The organism is Krasilnikovia cinnamomea (assembly GCF_004217545.1).
Classification (GTDB): Bacteria; Actinomycetota; Actinomycetes; order Mycobacteriales; family Micromonosporaceae; genus Actinoplanes; species Actinoplanes cinnamomeus.
Map to the genome: position 1 here is coordinate 4,854,221 of NZ_SHKY01000001.1, position 16,253 is coordinate 4,870,473.

17 protein-coding genes and 3 pseudogenes are annotated in these 16,253 nt (G+C 71.7%); 15 read left to right on the top strand and 5 right to left on the bottom strand.

Translation table 11 applies throughout. The features are described 5' to 3' along the window. Positions 1-135: 135 nt before the first annotated feature. The 9 genes and pseudogenes from EV385_RS22200 to era all read left to right on the top strand — a co-directional run bounded on the left by EV385_RS22200 (position 136) and on the right by era (position 7,525). The gene (locus tag EV385_RS22200; RefSeq protein ID WP_130511200.1) at positions 136-486 is read left to right on the top strand and encodes an HIT domain-containing protein; all 351 of its coding nucleotides are present in this window, start codon (positions 136-138) and stop codon (positions 484-486) included. After that, positions 483-1,856 carry a serine hydrolase domain-containing protein gene (locus EV385_RS22205; protein WP_130511201.1) on the top strand — a complete coding sequence of 458 codons (1,374 nt, stop codon included), beginning with the start codon at positions 483-485 and terminating at the stop codon, positions 1,854-1,856. The genes EV385_RS22200 and EV385_RS22205 overlap by 4 nt, the downstream gene beginning before the upstream one ends. A gap of 154 nt (positions 1,857-2,010) precedes the next feature. Beyond that, positions 2,011-2,709: pseudogene (locus EV385_RS35205) on the top strand (PhoH family protein); the annotation flags it as partial. A 348-nt stretch (positions 2,710-3,057) separates the two neighbouring features. Then, positions 3,058-3,495: pseudogene (locus tag EV385_RS35210) on the top strand (LAGLIDADG family homing endonuclease); the annotation flags it as partial. 288 nt (positions 3,496-3,783) lie between these two features. Then, positions 3,784-4,140: pseudogene (locus EV385_RS35215) on the top strand (PhoH family protein); the annotation flags it as partial. A 21-nt stretch (positions 4,141-4,161) separates the two neighbouring features. Beyond that, complete coding sequence (gene ybeY, locus EV385_RS22215) at positions 4,162-4,632, top strand: rRNA maturation RNase YbeY (RefSeq protein WP_130511203.1); 471 nt, start codon at positions 4,162-4,164, stop codon at positions 4,630-4,632. Continuing rightward, entirely contained in the window at positions 4,610-5,995 is a 1,386-nt protein-coding gene (locus EV385_RS22220; protein WP_207229896.1) for a CNNM domain-containing protein, read from the top strand. The genes ybeY and EV385_RS22220 overlap by 23 nt, the downstream gene beginning before the upstream one ends. Further along, on the top strand, positions 5,988-6,359 hold the full coding sequence (locus tag EV385_RS22225) for a cytidine deaminase (RefSeq protein WP_130511205.1): 372 nt from the start codon (positions 5,988-5,990) through the stop codon (positions 6,357-6,359). Before EV385_RS22220 ends, EV385_RS22225 begins: the two co-directional genes overlap by 8 nt. A gap of 317 nt (positions 6,360-6,676) precedes the next feature. Then, entirely contained in the window at positions 6,677-7,525 is an 849-nt protein-coding gene (gene era, locus EV385_RS22230) for a GTPase Era (protein WP_242625332.1), read from the top strand. Here era and EV385_RS22235 read toward each other — a convergent pair. Together EV385_RS22235 and EV385_RS22240 are read right to left on the bottom strand one after the other, a co-directional pair. Next, positions 7,522-7,971 carry a hypothetical protein gene (locus EV385_RS22235; protein ID WP_130511207.1) on the bottom strand — a complete coding sequence of 150 codons (450 nt, stop codon included), beginning with the start codon at positions 7,969-7,971 and terminating at the stop codon, positions 7,522-7,524. The two genes, era and EV385_RS22235, sit on opposite strands and share 4 nt — an antisense overlap. A gap of 24 nt (positions 7,972-7,995) precedes the next feature. Beyond that, positions 7,996-8,772, bottom strand: coding sequence for a DUF4097 family beta strand repeat-containing protein (locus EV385_RS22240; RefSeq protein WP_242625012.1), 777 nt, complete (start codon positions 8,770-8,772; stop codon positions 7,996-7,998). Positions 8,773-8,909: 137 nt separating this feature from the next. Between EV385_RS22240 and recO the strand changes: the two genes are divergently transcribed. The 5 genes from recO (at position 8,910) to EV385_RS22265 (ending at position 12,923) form a co-directional block, all read left to right on the top strand. Further along, positions 8,910-9,686 carry a DNA repair protein RecO gene (gene recO / locus EV385_RS22245; RefSeq protein ID WP_130511208.1) on the top strand — a complete coding sequence of 259 codons (777 nt, stop codon included), beginning with the start codon at positions 8,910-8,912 and terminating at the stop codon, positions 9,684-9,686. After that, a complete protein-coding gene (locus EV385_RS22250) occupies positions 9,683-10,462 on the top strand; it encodes an isoprenyl transferase (protein ID WP_130511209.1) in 780 nt (259 codons plus the stop codon). The genes recO and EV385_RS22250 overlap by 4 nt, the downstream gene beginning before the upstream one ends. Positions 10,463-10,486: 24 nt before the next feature. Next, entirely contained in the window at positions 10,487-10,906 is a 420-nt protein-coding gene (locus EV385_RS22255) for a Uma2 family endonuclease (RefSeq protein ID WP_130511210.1), read from the top strand. A 122-nt stretch (positions 10,907-11,028) separates the two neighbouring features. Then, positions 11,029-12,132, top strand: coding sequence for an SPFH domain-containing protein (locus tag EV385_RS22260; protein ID WP_130511211.1), 1,104 nt, complete (start codon positions 11,029-11,031; stop codon positions 12,130-12,132). Beyond that, positions 12,129-12,923 (top strand): DUF4352 domain-containing protein, encoded by a 795-nt coding sequence (locus EV385_RS22265; RefSeq protein ID WP_130511212.1) that lies wholly within the window; start codon positions 12,129-12,131, stop codon positions 12,921-12,923. The genes EV385_RS22260 and EV385_RS22265 overlap by 4 nt, the downstream gene beginning before the upstream one ends. 46 nt (positions 12,924-12,969) lie before the next feature. Here EV385_RS22265 and EV385_RS22270 read toward each other — a convergent pair whose 3' ends face one another. Continuing rightward, on the bottom strand, positions 12,970-13,455 hold the full coding sequence (locus tag EV385_RS22270; RefSeq protein ID WP_130511213.1) for a GNAT family N-acetyltransferase: 486 nt from the start codon (positions 13,453-13,455) through the stop codon (positions 12,970-12,972). 197 nt (positions 13,456-13,652) lie between these two features. Between EV385_RS22270 and EV385_RS22275 the strand changes: the two genes are divergently transcribed. After that, complete coding sequence (locus tag EV385_RS22275; RefSeq protein ID WP_130511214.1) at positions 13,653-15,251, top strand: methyl-accepting chemotaxis protein; 1,599 nt, start codon at positions 13,653-13,655, stop codon at positions 15,249-15,251. Between the two features lie 7 nt (positions 15,252-15,258). On the opposite strand, the gene EV385_RS22280 is transcribed toward EV385_RS22275, so the two are convergent. Both EV385_RS22280 and EV385_RS22285 read right to left on the bottom strand, forming a co-directional pair. Continuing rightward, positions 15,259-15,939, bottom strand: coding sequence for an HAD family hydrolase (locus EV385_RS22280; RefSeq protein ID WP_242625013.1), 681 nt, complete (start codon positions 15,937-15,939; stop codon positions 15,259-15,261). After that, the gene (locus EV385_RS22285; RefSeq protein WP_130511215.1) at positions 15,936-16,232 is read right to left on the bottom strand and encodes an MTH1187 family thiamine-binding protein; all 297 of its coding nucleotides are present in this window, start codon (positions 16,230-16,232) and stop codon (positions 15,936-15,938) included. Before EV385_RS22285 ends, EV385_RS22280 begins: the two co-directional genes overlap by 4 nt. Positions 16,233-16,253: the final 21 nt, after the last annotated feature.

Below are 16,253 nucleotides of genomic sequence, written 5' to 3' on the forward strand. Positions count from 1 at the left end.
GTCGTCTCGGTCCACTCTAGTCAGCGGCGCGGACACCTCGCGTGGCACGCGGGCCGACCGGGTGTCCGGAACACCCGGCGTCGACCGGCAGGTTGCGGCGAACTTTCCGACATGCCTAGACCCTAGGATCCTTGCGTGGACACCGACTGCCTGTTCTGCCGCATCGTCGCGGGCGAGATCCCCGCGACGGTCGTGCACGAGACCGACACCACGCTCGCGTTCCGCGACATCGAGCCCAAGGCCCCCGTACACGTGCTGGTGATCCCCAAGGACCACCACCCCGACATCGCGGCGCTCGCCCTGGCCGACCCGGGGGTCGCGGCCGACGTGCTGGCCGCGGCCGCGGCCGTCGCCGAAACCGAAGGGCTGCGTACGGACGGCTTCCGGCTGATCGTCAACAACGGCAGGCACGCCGGGCAGGAGGTCGCGCACGTACACGCCCACGTGCTCGGCGGCGCACCCCTCGGCCCGATGGTGTCGCGGTGAGCCCAGCCGAACGCTTCGAACGCGCCGTCCGCAAGGTCCAGGCCGACGGCCGCATCCCCGCGCTGTCGGTCGCCCTGCACCGCGCCGACCGCGACCCGTGGAGCCTCACCGTGGGCACCAGCGGCAACCCGGCGCACCCGCTGGACGCCGACAGCCGGTTCCGGATCGGCTCGGTCACCAAGACCTTCACGGCGGTGCTCGTCCTGCAGGCCCGCGACGACGGGCTGCTGGACCTCGACGACCCCGTCTCGGCCCACCTCGACGTCCCCGCGCACGGCGACGCCACCATCCGGCGGCTGCTCTCGCACACCGCCGGATACCAGCGCGAGCCGCACGGCAACGTCTGGGACACCCTGGTCGCGCCCGACGCCGCCGGGCTGGTGGCGGAGCTGGATCGCGCCGAGCGGGTGCTGCCCACCGGGCGCCGGTTCCACTACTCCAACCTCGGCCTCGCGGTGCTGGGCCAGCTCGTCGCCCGGCTGCGCGGCGGCACCTGGGAGTCGGTGCTCACCGAGCGTGTCCTCACCCCGCTCGGGCTCACCTCGACCACGGCGGCGGCCCCCGCCGAGGCGGCGGTCGGCTACCTCGTCGACGCGTACTCCGACGCCGCCCGCCCCGAGCCCCGGCTGGAGCTGGGCGGTGTAAGCCCGGCCGCGCAGCTGTGGAGCACCGCCACCGACATGGCGCGCTGGGCGGCGTTCCTGACCAGCCCCGAGACCGTCGACCCGGACGGCGCGATCCTCGCCCCGGCCACCCTCGAGGAGATGCGCTGGCCGCTCACCACCACCGACGAGGCCCAGTGGGCGGCCGGGTTCGGCCTCGGCCTGCTGCTGGTGCCGCAGGGCAGGCGGGTCGTGCACGTCGGCCACGACGGCGCCATGCCGGGCTTCCTGGCCAGCGTGTACGGCCGCCGGGGCGGCGACGGCAACCCGGGCGGGCTGGGCGCCGCCGTGCTGGCCTCCTCCGGGACGGGGGCCGCGATGTTCGACCTCGTGCACGAGCTGCTGGCGATCGCGGTCGAGGCGGATCCCGCCGAGATCCGGCCCTGGACTCCGGGGGAGCCGGCGCCGGCGGCGTACCGTTCCGTGCTCGGCCCCTGGTGGGGCGAGGGCTTCCCGCATGTCTTCAGCTGGCATGACGGCACCATGCAGGCGCGCGCCGCGGACGCTCCCGCCGGGTCACCGCCCGCCGTGTTCCGCCCGTTGCCGGACAATCCAGACATCCTGCGGACGGTGTCCGGGCGCGAGGTCGGCGAGCTGCTGCGGCTGACCCGCGACGAGCACGGCACCGTGGTCCGGCTGCACTGGGCGACGTACCGGTTCACCCGTGGCCTGGAGACCTTCGACGGGCACTCGCCCGGCGACGGCTGAGCGGCCCCGCCCGGCGCGGCGGCAACCCGCGAAGAATGGGATCGGCGGCGGGGGTGCCGAGCGGATACGATGGCACGATCCACCAGAGGGCGCCGTCGACCAGCGACGGTGACGAGAACGAAAGCAGGTGGCGTAGGCCGTACGGCCGCCCCATATGACCGGCACCGAACACAGCAGCGCCGCCGCTCGGGTGCAGACCCGGATCGAGGTCTCCGACCCGAAGATCATGGTGAATCTGCTGGGCCCCAAAGATGAGATCCTCAAGCTGATCGAGCGGACCGTCGTCAGCGACGTCCATGTCCGTGGCAACGAGATCACCGTGACCGGCTCCCCGGCCGACAACGCCACCGCGGAGCGCCTCTTCTCCGAGCTCATCGAGCTGATCGAGAAGGGTGAGACGCTGACGGTCGACGCGGTGCGCCGCACGGCGGCGATGCTCGCGCAGAACATCTCCGAACGCCCCGCGGACGTCCTCACCCTCAACATCCTCTCCCGGCGCGGGCGCACCATCCGCCCCAAGACCTTCGGCCAGAAGCGGTACGTCGACGCCATCGACGCCAACACCATCGTCTTCGGCATCGGCCCCGCCGGCACCGGCAAGACGTACCTGGCGATGGCCAAGGCCGTGCAGTCGCTGCAGGCCAAGCAGGTCAACCGGATCATCCTGACCCGGCCGGCGGTCGAGGCGGGGGAGCGGCTGGGCTTCCTGCCCGGCACCCTCAACGAGAAGATCGACCCCTACCTGCGGCCGCTGTACGACGCGCTGCACGACATGCTGGAACCGGACTCGATCCCGCGCCTGATGCAGGCGGGCACCATCGAGGTCGCTCCGTTGGCATACATGCGTGGCCGTGCGCAACCGCTCACCGCGAGCGTGCTGACTCCGGATGGCTGGCGGCGCATCGGCGATCTGGCCGTCGGTGACCTCGTGACGGGATCCGACGGACTGCCGACACCCGTTTTGGGCGTCTATCCCCAGGGCCGCAAGGCCGTCTATCGCGTGACGACGCAAGACGGCGCGGCGACGGTCGCCTGCGGCGAGCATCTCTGGACGGTCCGTACTCCGGATGACCGCAGCCATGGCCGCCCATGGCGGACGCTGGAAACCCAGGAGATGATCGGCCGTCTGCGGCGGGGCCACGTTCACCGCTTTGAGCTCCCGTTGGTTGATCCGGTCACGTTCGTCCCGCAGGACGTCCCGATGGACGCGTACGCGCTGGGGCTCCTGCTCGGCGACGGTTGCCTGACCACCGCGACGACGCCCTCCTTCAGCACCGCGGACCCGGAGTTGGCCGAAGCCCTCGATGCCGCGCTGCCCGGCGTCGAACTGTGGCGTAAGAACGACGTCGACTACGTGTTGCGCCGTGCCGGTGGCGGCGGTCGGGGCGGTGTGATCACGGCGAACCCGGTCACCGCGGTCCTCCGGGAACTGCAGCTTGCCGGCACGCGCTCGGACACCAAGTTCGTTCCAGAGGCCTACCTGCTGAACAGCGTCGATACCCGGCTGGCGCTGCTGCAGGGGCTGCTCGACAGCGACGGCGGCCCGGTCACCCGGCGCGGCCGCACGTGCCGGATCCAGTACACGACGTGTTCGCCGCGGTTGCGGGACGACGTCGTTTTCCTGGTGCGCTCGCTCGGTGGAGTCGCGTACTGGCGGTGCCGGCCCGCCCTGGGCCGCACGCCCGGACTGGCCGACGGCCGCCCGGTGGGGTATCGCAACGATGCGTTCGTCCTCGACATCCGTCTGCCCGCGGGCATGGAGCCGTTCCGCTTGGAGCGCAAGCGCACGAGCTACAACGCCAGCGGCGGCGGTCGGCCGATGCGGTTCGTCGAGGACATCCAACCGGCCGGCGAGGCCGAAACCGTCTGCATCCAGGTCGCGGCAGCGGACTCGCTGTATGTGACCGACGACCTGATCGTCACCCACAACACGCTCAACGACGCGTTCATCATTCTGGACGAGGCGCAGAACACGACGCCCGAGCAGATGAAGATGTTCCTCACCCGGCTCGGCTTCAGCTCCAAGATCGTGGTGACCGGCGACGTCACCCAGGTCGACCTGCCCAACAGCACGGTCAGCGGCCTGCAGGTCGTGCGGCAGATCCTCGACGGCGTCGAGGACGTCCACTTCTCGGAGCTGGGCAGCAACGACGTCGTCCGGCACCGGCTGGTGTCCGAGATCGTCGACGCGTACGCGCGCTACGACGCCGAACAGACCACGCAATCCGTCCATGCCGTGCCCGGACGTGCCGCCAGCGGCGGCCGCACCGGGCGGCGGCGCTGATCACGGGGGTAACCGCACCTGATGTCCATCGAGATCGCCAACGAGTCGGGAGTCGAGGTCGACACCGACGCGATCCTCGCGGTGGCCCGGCACGCCCTCGACGAGATGGGGGTCAACCCGCTCGCCGAGCTGTCGATCCTGCTCGTCGACATCGACTACATGGGGGAGCTGAACCACCGCTGGATGGGCAGCGACGGCCCCACCGACGTGCTGGCCTTCCCGATGGACGAGGGCAGCGTCGACCACGGGCCCGGCGAGGCGGGCACGGGCGAGCCGGCGCTACTCGGCGACATCGTGCTGGCCCCCGAGGTGGCCGCCAAGCAGGCGGTCGCGGCGGGGCACACCGCAGCCGACGAGCTGCATCTGCTGACGGTCCACGGCGCGCTGCATCTGCTCGGCTACGACCACGCCGAGCCGGAGGAGGAGCGCGAGATGTTCGCCCTGCAGAACCGGCTCCTGCAGAGCTGGCATGCCGGGCGGCGGGCCGGCTGACGCCGTGGATACCCCGCTATTCGCCGCGGACGCCACGGGCGGCCTGCCGGACCTGCAACTGCTCAGCTACGCGCTCGTGCTGGTGCTTCTCGCCGGCTTGGCCTCGATGACCGACGCCGCCCTGACCACGGTCTCCACGGCCCGGGCCACCGAGATGGCCCGCGAGGGCCAGCGGGGCGCGGCGGCGCTGGCCGCGGTCGCGGGCGACGTGGTGCGCCACGTCAACCTGCTGCTCCTGCTCCGGCTGCTCTGCGAGCTGACCGCGACCACGCTGGTCGCGCTGGTCGCGGTCGACACGTACGGGGCGGGGTGGCAGGCCGCGCTGGTTACGGCGGGTGCGATGACCGTGGTGAGCTTCGTGGTGGTCGGGGTGGCCCCGCGCACGATCGGGCGCCAGCACGCGTACGCGATCGGCCGGGCGGCCGGGCCGCTGGTCCGCGGCCTGGGCCGGGTGCTGAACCCGCTGGCCTCGCTGCTGATTCTGATCGGTAACGCGGTGACCCCGGGCAAGGGCTTCCCGGAGGGACCGTTCGGCAGCCAGGTGGAGCTGCGGGAGCTGGTCGACCTGGCCGAGCAGCGCGGGGTGGTGGAGCACGGCGAGCGCCAGATGATCCACTCGGTGTTCGCGCTCGGCGACACGATCGCCCGCGAGGTGATGGTGCCGCGCACCGAGATGGTGTGGATCGAGGCCCCGAAGACCCTGCAGCAGGCACTGGTGCTCTTCCTGCGTTCGGGCTTCTCCCGGATCCCGGTGATCGGCGACAGCGTCGACGACGTGCTCGGCGTGCTGTACCTGAAGGACGTGGTGCGGCGCACCCAGAGCGGCGACCCGGCGGCCGGGGCCGAGCCGGTGGCCGAGGTCATGCGGGCCGCCACGTTCGTGCCCGAGTCCAAGCCGGTCGACGACCTGCTCTCGGAGATGCAGGCCGCCCGCACCCACCTGGTCATCGTGGTGGACGAGTACGGCGGGACGGCCGGGCTGGTCACGATCGAGGACATCCTGGAGGAGATCGTCGGCGAGATCACCGACGAGTACGACGTCGAGCGCCCGCCCGTGGACCACCTGGACGACGGCGCGGTGCGGGTCACCGCCCGGCTGCCGATCGAGGACCTGGGCGAGCTGTTCGGGGTCGAGCTGCCCGCCGACGAGGTCGAGACGGTCGGCGGCCTGCTCGCCCAGACGCTGGGCCGGGTGCCGATCCCGGGTGCCAGCGTGGACGTGGGCGGGCTGCACCTGATCGCGGAGGGCACCACGGGGCGGCGCAACCGCATCGACTCGGTGCTCGTCCGCCGGGTGCCCGCGCCGGCCGGGCACTCCGAATCCAGCCCGGAAGCCGAGGAGAGACAGCACGCCGATGCCTGAGCCGACCATCGCCCCCGCCGCCGCTGACGCGGCGCTGAGCGCCGAGGACGCCAAGCTCGTCACGCTCGCCCGCAGTGCCCGCGCCCGTGTCGGGGCCGCCGAGGGCGCCGCTGTACGCGACCAGGACGGCCGTACGTACGCGGCGGCCAGCGTCGCGCTGCCCAGCCTGTCCGTCACGGCGCTGCAGCTCGCGGTCGCGTCCGCGGCCGCCGCCGGCGCCTCGAAGCTGGAGGCCGCCGCCGTGGTGACCGAGGCGTCGAACCTGGACGGTGCCGGTCACGCCGCGGTCCGCGACCTTGCCGCGGACGCGCCGATCCACGTCGCGGCGCCCGACGGCACGCTGCTCGGCACGGTCACGCAATGAGCGAGGCGCCGCAGCCGCCGTCCGGCCGCAAATCCGGCGGCCGACGGGTCGGCGGCCAGGCCGGTGCACAGCCCGCGTCGGGACGTGGCGGGTCCGGCTCCCAGCCCGCGTCGGGACGTGGTGGGTCCGGCTCGCAGCCCGCGTCGCGGCGTGGCGGGGCGGGCTCCCAGTCCGGGTCGCGGCGTGGCGGCTCGCAGTCCGGATCGCGCGGTGGGCGCGGACGGGATACCGGGGCGGCCGGCGGCCACCGGCACCGGACGGCCGCCGAACCCGACACGGCCGGTGACGGCGCCTACCGGGCCGGGTTCGCGTGCTTCGTGGGGCGGCCGAACGCGGGCAAGTCCACGCTGACCAACGCGATCATCGGGCAGAAGATCGCGATCACCTCGAACAAGCCGCAGACGACCCGGCACATCATCCGGGGCGTGCTGCACCGCCCGGACGGCCAGCTCGTCCTGGTGGACACCCCAGGACTGCACCGCCCGCGTACGCTGCTCGGTCAGCGCCTCAACGACCTGGTCCGCGACACCTGGAGCGAGGTCGACGTGATCGGGGTGTGCTTCCCCGCCGACGAGCCGGTCGGCGCCGGGGACCGGTTCATCTCGGCCGAGATCGCGGAGTTGAAGGCCACGGTCATCGCCGTGGTCACGAAGGTCGACCTGGTCGACCCGGCGACGCTGGCCCAGCGCCTGATCGCCGTGAGCGAGCTGTACGACTTCGCCGAGATCGTGCCGGTCAGCGCGGTGTCCGGCCATCAGGTCGACACGCTGGTCGAGGTGCTGGTCCGGCACCTGCCGGAGTCCCCGCAGCTCTACCCGGACGACGTGCTGACCGAGGAGCCGGAGCAGGTCCTGGTCGCCGAGCTGGTGCGCGAGGCGGCGCTGGAGGGGGTGCGCGACGAGCTGCCCCACTCGATCGCCGTGCTGGTCCAGGAGATGCTCGTCGAGGGCAACCTGACCAAGGTCTACGCGGATGTGTACGTGGAACGCGACAGCCAGAAGTCGATCGTGATCGGTACCCGCGGTTCCCGGCTCAAGGACGTGGGCACCCGGGCCCGGGCCCAGATCGAGGCGCTGCTGGGCACGAAGGTCTATCTGGACCTGCACGTGCGCGTGGCCAAGGAGTGGCAGCGGGACCCGAAGCAGTTGCGCAGGCTGGGCTTCTAGCCCGCGGCGGCCTGGGCGTCCCACATGGTGATGACGACGCCCAGGACGAAGATCTGCACCGGCAGCGGCAGGCCCGGCAGGTCGGCGACGACATCGCCGCCCCACATGCTGGTGCGCCGGACCGAGCCCACCGGACCCTGCTCGGTGTGCAGCTCCTGGTCGTTGCTCCAGAGTGATCTGCGCTGGAACCGGTAGGTCTGTCCGGCCGCCTCGACGGTCCAGTGCTTGCGGCCCACCCGGTCCGCGGCGGCGACCATCGTGCCGTCGGCGCCGGTCAGCGTGTACCGGGTGCCCCACATGTTGGCGTCCACCTGGAACCGCCGCCCGTCCAACACGAATTGGCCGCCGGTGCGCCAGAACCTGCTGTCCCAGGTGGCAACCGGGTGGCCGTCGGCGCTGATCGCGTGGCGGCTGCGCCACATGCTGGTCCTTGTCGCAAGGAGCATCGGGGAATGGTAGCGGTTGCCACCCTAGGTGTTCTGGACCGTGACGTTGCCGTCGGTGGTCCGCGCGGTGATCACATTCGCCGACTTCGGGTCGTCGGGGAACTCCACCCGGCTCTCGCCCGAGCGGCTGTCGGCCTGGACGTGATAGCTGCCCTCGGGTACCCGGACCAGCACGTCACCGCTGGTTGCCTCGGCGGTCACCGGGCCGGGGGCGGCCAGCTCGACGGTCACGTCGCCGCTGGTGGACTTGGCCTGAACGGGGCCGCCGACCCGGTCGGCCCTCAGGTCACCGGAGGTCGTGCGCAGCGTCGCCGGGCCCTTGCCGCCCTCGACCGAGATGTTGCCCGAGGTGGTGACGGCCTTGAGGTCGGCGGCCGCGTCGTGCACCACGATGTCGCCCGAGGTGAGCGACACGTCCGTGGGGCCGACCCCGGTGAGGGTGATGTCGCCGGAACGCAGCCCACCGCGGACCGCGACCCCGGCCGGCGCCTCCACGTCGTACGACACGGTGCAGTCGGGGCCGCAGTTGGTGTCCAGGGTGAGCACGGTGCCGTCGAGGGAGTAGCCGCCGGCGGGGTCCGTGCCGCTGCGTACGAGCCGGGTGATCCGCGTCTCGCCGATGGCGGAGGTGCGCACGGCGACGTCACCGACGGAGCCGGTCAGCCGGATCTCGGTGACCTTGACCTTCTCGACGTCGTGGAACGTCAGCTGCGCACCGATCCCACCGCACCCGGACAGCGCGGCCGCCGCCGCGAACATCAGGGTGAATGCGCCCGCGCGTCGGATCAGGGTGGGATTCATGCTGCAGACGGTAGGGCCAGCGGGACGGCCAGACCATCGGTTCTCCCACCCAGCCGACCCGGATTCGACCCTGAGATGCGGCTCGGGGTTGTCGTACCCGCGCGGGGGTCGTCGCACCGGCGGGGCAGAATGGCCGGGTGCCCGCCGGATACCGCCGACAGCTCTACCGCGACGACGCGGTGGTGCTGCGCGTGCAGAAGCTGGGGGAAAGCGACCGGATCATCACGTTGCTGACCCGCCGGCACGGTCGGCTGCGCGCGGTGGCCCGGGGGGTGCGCCGCACGACGTCGCGGTTCGGCGCCCGGCTGGAGCCGTTCGGCCACGTGGATCTGCAGCTCGCGGGCTCTCCCGAGGGCGTGGGCAGCACGCTGCACTCGGTGAGCCAGGTGGAGGCGGTGACGCTGTTCGGCAAGCGGTTCCTGGGTGACTACCCCCGCTACACGGCCGCCAGCGCGATCGCCGAGACCGCCGAGCGGCTCACCCCGGTCGAGCGGGAGCCTGCGCTGCGGCTGTTCCAGCTCACCCTGGGCGCGTTCAAGGCGCTCGCGGCCGGTGAGCACGACGGCAGCCTCGTCCTGGACGCCTACCTGCTGCGTGGCATGTCGCAGGCGGGCTGGGCGCCCGCGCTGGCCGAGTGCGCGGTCTGCGGTGCGCCGGGGCGGCACGGGGCGTTCTCCGTACCGGCCGGGGGCTCGGTCTGCCCGGACTGCCGCCCGCCCGGCTCGGCGCATCCCGCGCCGGCCACCCTGGGGCTCATGCTGGCCCTGACCTCCGGCGACTGGGAGGTCGCCGACGCCGCCGAGCCGCCGGTGCGCCGCGAGTGCAGCGGCCTCGTGGCGGCTCATCTGCAGTGGCACATGGAGCGCGCGATGCGTTCCCTGCCGCTGGTCGACCGACGGGAGAGCATGTCGTGACGCGTCCGCCCACTCCGCACCCCTCCGGCGCGACCCCGCCCGATCTGCCGCGCGACGCCCTGCCCAAGCACATCGCGATCGTGATGGACGGCAACGGCCGGTGGGCCAAGGAGCGCGGCCTGTCCCGTACCAAGGGCCACGAGCAGGGGGAGTATTCGCTGTTCGACGCGATCGAGGGCGCGATCGAGCTGGGCATCCCGTACCTGTCGTCCTACGCGTTCTCGACGGAGAACTGGAAGCGTTCGCCGGAGGAGGTGCGCTTCCTCATGGGCTTCAACCGCGATGTCATCCGCCGCCGCCGCGACCAGCTGATCGAGCTGGGGGTGCGGGTGGTCTGGTCCGGCCGGGCGGGCCGGTTGTGGAAGAGCGTGATCTCCGAGCTGCAGACCGCCGAGCAGATGTCGCGGCAGAACACCAAGCTGACGTTGCAGTTCTGCGTGAACTACGGCGGCCAGGCCGAGATCGCCGATGCCGCCGCGGCCATCGCCCGCGACGTGGCGGCCGGGCGCCTGAAGCCGGACAGGGTCAACGAGAAGACCATCGCGAAGTACCTGTACCACCCCGAGGTTCCCGACGTGGATCTGTTCCTGCGCCCCTCCGGGGAGCAGCGCACGAGCAACTTCCTGCTCTGGCAGTCCGCGTACGCCGAGATGGTCTTCCTCGACACCCTCTGGCCGGACTTCGACCGCCGCCACCTCTGGTACGCCTGCCAGCTCTACGCCCAGCGGGACCGCCGCTTCGGCGGCGCCGTCCCCAACCCGGTCGCCCCGAGCTGAGGCCGCCCGTTGCCGTGTTTGAGCATGTGGGCCCCTGGAGCGGCCAATGCGCTCGACAAGCCTGCGGCTGCGGCGGGTCTCTGGGTGTACGAGGCGGTCAACGTCCGTCTGGGCACGGGCCGCATCGTCATTCCCGACCTCGTCATCGCGGACACGGACGACGAGGGCGCCATCATCGACGCGGCCGAGGTGCCCTTCGTCGGCGAGATCGTGTCGCCCGGCAACGCGGCCGCCGACCGGCTGGTCAAGATGCAGCTGTACGCGGCGGCGCGCATCGAGTGGTATCTGCTCGTCGAGTTCGAGGCGGACGGTGTCGTACTGCGCCTGCACGGCTTGGACGGCGCGCACTACGTCGAGCGCACCGTCGCCCGGGGCGCCGAGGTGCTGCGAGCGGACCGGCCCTTCCCGTTCCGCCTCGACCCGGCGTCGTTGCTTCGCCGGTAGGGACCCGCCGGGTCGAGCGGGCCGCCGTCACGACGCGTGGCGAGGTTGATCACGGTTGATATCATCCGGCCGGATGACGCGGGCCGAGCACCGGCCGGCTTGGAGATGTCGGGTAGGTCCGTATGGCAATGCTGGATAAGATACGCGGCGAATTCATCGATATCGTCGAGTGGCTGGACGGCAGCCGCGACACGATCGTGTGGCGGTTCCCGCGGTATCACAACGAGATCAAGATGGGCGCGCGCCTCGTGGTGCGCGAATCGCAGGTGGCCGTCTTCGTGAACGAGGGCACCATCGCGGACGCCTTCGGACCCGGTACGCACATCCTGCACACCCAGAATCTCCCGGTACTGTCCACTCTCAAGGGTTGGAAGTACGGATTCGAGTCGCCGTTCAAGGCCGAGGTCTACTTCGTCAACACCCGGCAGTTCACCGACCTGAAGTGGGGCACCCAGAACCCGGTCATCGTCCGGGATCCGGAGTTCGGCATGGTGCGGCTGCGCGCGTACGGCGCGTACGCCCTGCGGATCCTCGACGCCCGCCGGTTCCTCACCGAGCTGGTGGGCACGGACCCGGAATTCCGTTCGGAGGAGGTCGCCGGTTATCTCCAGCAGTTGATCGTGAGCAGGTTGACCTCCGCGCTGGCCAGTGCGCACGTGTCCCTGCTCGACATGGCGGCCCACCAGGAGGCCATCGGCCGGCAGCTCACCGAGGTGCTGGCGGAGCAGCTCGCCCCGATGGGCCTGGGGCTTCCGGCCGTCATCGTGGAGAACATCTCGGTGCCGCCGGAGGTGGAGCAGGCGCTCGACCGGCGTACGCAGATGGGCATCATCGGCGACCTGCAGCGGTACACGACGTTCCAGACCGCCAACGCCATTGAGGACGCCGCCCGCAATCCCGGTGCCGCCGGGGTGGGCACGGGGCTGGGCGTGGGGATGCTCTTCGGTCAGCGCCTGGGCGGGGCCGTCGACGGGAACGCCGTCGGCCACGCGCCGGTGCCGGTGCAGCCGCCTCCGTTGCCGGTGACCCCGCAGTGGTACGTGGGTGTGGCGGGCAGTCAGCAGGGCCCGTTCGACCTCGGTGCACTGGCCGGGCAGGTCGGCGCCGGTGCGATGACCAGGGACACGCTGGTGTGGCGGGCCGGGATGGCGCAATGGGCGCCGGCCGCCGACACACCTGAGCTCGCGCACCTGTTCGCCCACACGCCGCCCCCGATGCCCCGATGACCGGCCCGCAGCAGTCCGCCGCCGTCTCCTCCAGCTGCCCGTCGTGCGGAGCCGGGATGGAGGTCGACCACGACGCGGGTGTCATGCGGTGCCCGTACTGCCGGCGAGAGGTCCTCATTCCGGCGTCGCAGGCCCCCGAAACCGCCTGGCCCTTCGGCGCGGACGGTGCGGCCGTGCCGCACATCACCATCAACACCACTCGGACGTTGACGCAGTCACCCCAGGCGATCCGCCGCAGGCAGGTGGCGGCGTTGATCATCGTGGTGGCGACCTTCGTGGCGGTCGGCGCCGTGCTGTTTCCGATCTTCTCGTCCATCCTGTTCGATTCGTCGGACGAGGTGGACGAGGTGGCGGTGGGAGCTACCGCGCAGGTGAAGCAACTCGATACGTCGTACGAGGCGACGGTCCGCGGGATCGACTGCACCAGGAAGGCGATCACCAAACCCGATGACCCGGCGACCGACTACGAGGACAGCCGGACGGAAAAGGCCAAGGGCAAGTTCTGCGTGGTCTCCTTCTCGGTGAAGAACGTCGGCGAGAAGACCGACACCTACCCGTACTTCGACCTCAAGGCCACGAACCCCACGGAACGCGAGCTCGACGAGAACACGACCGCCGAGGATTACCTCAACAACACCAGCAGCAACGCGCTGAGCGAGCCGATCGATCCGGGAAAGACCGTCGACCGACTTCTGGTCTTCGACGTTCCGGCCGACACGACCCTCGCCTACCTGCAGATCTGTGACGGCCGGTTCGGCGAGTCCGGCAAGAAGGTGAAGTTCGACTCGTAGTTTGTCGCGTCCGGCCCGCCGCGTCAGGCGGGCCGGACCCGGCCGCTCAGAACTCGCGGTACATCACGTGCAGCCCGACCCGGCCCAGGCTCGGGTGGGCGAAGGCGCCGGGGACCGTACCGATGATCTGGAAACCGTTGCGCAGGTAGAGCTCGACGGCGGTGCGGTTCGTGTCCACCACGGCGTTGAACTGCATCCCCGCGTATCCCTCGGTTTTCGCCCAGTCCACGGCGTACGTGAAGAGCGCGGTTCCGACGCCCTGGCCGCGCGCGCTCGCGGCCACCATGAAGCTGGCCGTCGAGACGTGCGATCCGGGGCCGGGACGGTTCGGCCCCATCTTCGCGGTGCCCAGGACGCGGCCGTCCTCGGTCGCCACGACCGTCCGGCCCGGGGGCGCCTCGACCCACAGCGGGCGCGCCTGCGCCTCGGTCATCTCCGGGTCGTAGGTGAAGGTGTCGCGCGCCTGGATCACCTCACGGACGATCGCCCAGACCTGCGGCCAGTCGGCCTCATCGAACTCCCGTACCAGCACACCGCGAACCCTAGCGATACGCGTGGCCTCACGCTCCGCCGGTCGGCTCCATCGTGCCGTCCGTTAGGACTACGCCTCCGACTGTCGCGCAAAATGTCCGACCAAGGGGTGAGCCGCTTCACAGCCGGCGTCGGCAGGCGACCGGCGCCGACGTGCCGATCTCATCAGCTGAGACCACCCAACGATGAGGACCCGCGATGAGAAGCAGGAAGATCACTGTCGGCATGCGGCTGGGCGGCGCGTTCGCCCTGCTCGGGATCTTCATCGCGGCGGCGCTCTTCGCCGGATTGCGCGGCTCGCAGCAGCAGACCGCGGCCCAGGCCCGGATCAGCAGCCTCACCGCGGCCGCGGACCAGGTCCAACGGGTACGCCTGTTCGCCGCCGACATCGCGGCCTACCAGGCCCTGGTCCTCGCCGGCGCCGGCGCCGGCGGAAACGCGGCCAGCGTCGAGGACACCGTTGCCCCGGACCGCAAGGCCATCCTCGCCGCCGTGGACGCCGTGCCCACCGGCGTGCTGACCCCGGCCGAGCAGACGTCCTGGAAGGACTCGAAGGCCGCGTGGACCGCCCTGTTCACCAGGATCGACGCGTTCACCGGCCAGCTGCGCGCGGACGAGTCGCAGGCGGCGCGCGCCGCCGCGATGGCCAGCGTCACCAAGGGCCAGGTGGCGCAGGCGCAGGGCGACGTGGTGAAGACGACCGACAAGGTGCTCGCGTCGATCCAGGGGCGCGCCGTGGCGCTGACCGCCCAGGCCGCCGCGGACCTGCGGACCAACCAGATCCTCCGGCTCGGTGTGACGCTGGGCGTGCTGGTGCTGGCGGTGGCCCTCGCCCTCGGGGCGACCCGGTCCGTGACCCGGCCGTTGGGCAAGGTCAACGACGCGTTGCAGCGGGCCGCCGAGGGTGATCTGACCGTACGGGCCGAGCTGAACCGCAGCGACGAGCTGGGCCAGCTCAGCCGGGCGGTGGATCAGACCGTCGCCTCGCTGCGGGGCCTGGTGCGGCAGGTGGCGGGCGGCGCCGAGGCGATGTCCACCGCGTCGGTGGAGCTGTCCGCGACCGCCACCCAGATCGCCTCGAACGCGGAGGAGACCAGCGCGCAGGCCGGGCTGGTGTCCGACGGCGCGGGCCGGATCTCCGGCAACGTGCAGACCCTGGCGGTCAGCAGCGAGGAGATGGTGGCGTCGATCCGGGAGATCGCCCAGAACGCGAACCAGGCCGTCGGGGTGGCGTCGCAGGCCGTGACGGTCGCCGAGGCGACCATGTCCACGGTGACCCGTCTCGGCGCCTCGTCGCAGGAGGTCGGCGAGGTCATCAAGACCATCAACATGATCGCCGAGCAGACGAACCTGCTGGCCCTCAACGCCACGATCGAGGCGGCGCGGGCCGGTGACGCCGGCAAGGGCTTCGCGGTCGTCGCGGGTGAGGTCAAGGACCTGGCCCAGGAGACCGCCAAGGCCACCGAGGACATCTCGCGGCGGGTGCTGGCCATCCAGACCGACACCGCCGACGCGGTCGCCGCGATCGACCAGATCGCCTCCATCATCAACCAGGTCAACGACTACCAGACGGTCATCGCGACCGCCGTGGAGGAGCAGACCGCGACCACCGACGACATGACCCGCAACGTCACCGCGGCCGCCGACGGCAGCAGCGCCATCGCCGGCAACATCGCCGGGGTGGCCGACGCCGCCGCCTCGACCGCGGCGGGCGCCAGCCAGAGCGAGCACGCCGCCTCGGAACTTGCCCGGATGAGTACGGAGCTGAGCACCGCGATCAGCGTCTTCCGGGTCTGAGAACGGCTCAGCCGGTGATGGCCGCGACCGCGGCGTCCACGTCGGACAGATCGGCCAGGACGACGTCCGCGCCCGCCCCGGCCAGTTCCGCCATGCTCGTGCCACCGGTGGCCACGCCCACGGCCAGGGCGCCGGTGGCACGGGCCGCCGCCACGTCGAACGTGGTGTCGCCGATGACCACCGGGTGGACGGGGCCGCCATACTTCGCGTGGGCCGATTCCAGACAGCGGTGGACGAGCGCGGCGCGGGCGACGTCGGCGGCGCCGTACCCGCCGATCTCCATGTCGAACGCCCACGCGAGGTCGAACGCGCCGACCTTCGCCGCCGCGACCGCCGGGATGTTGCCGGTGACCAGGGTCTGCACGACACCGGGCCGGACGGCGAGCGCGCGCAGCACCTCGCGGACGCCGGGCAGCAGGCGGCCCTGCTCGGCGATGAGGTGCCGGGTGGCGTGCACCTCGTCGGCGTAGCGGGTGAAGAAGCCGTCCAGGTGCGGCTCGCAGTCGGCGATGCCGTGGGCGGCGAAGATCTCGGCGGAGATGTCCCGGTCGGTGCGTCCGGCCGTGACCGCCATGGCGCGCCACGCGACGCCGGTGACCGCCGTGAACGCCGTCGCGTACGCCTGGTGCGTGGCCTTGCCGGCGATCAGCAGCGTACGGTCGATGTCCCACATGACCAGCCGGGTCACGGCTGCGCCAGCCGCCGCTCGATGTGCTCGACCTTCGCCTCCAGCGCGCCCGTGACGCCGGGGCGTACGTCGGCCTTGAGGGTGACGCTGACCCGGGGCGCGTGCGCGGCGACCGCGTCGACGGCCTGCTTGACCACGGCCATCACCTCGTCCCACTCGCCCTCGATCGTGGTGAACATGGCGTCGGTGCGGTTGGGCAGGCCGGACGCGCGGACCACGCGGACGGCCTCGGCGACCAGGTCGCCCACGGCATCGCCCGCGCCGAGCGGGGTGACGGAGAACGCGACAAGCATGCCCGCCATCATTGCAGCCCG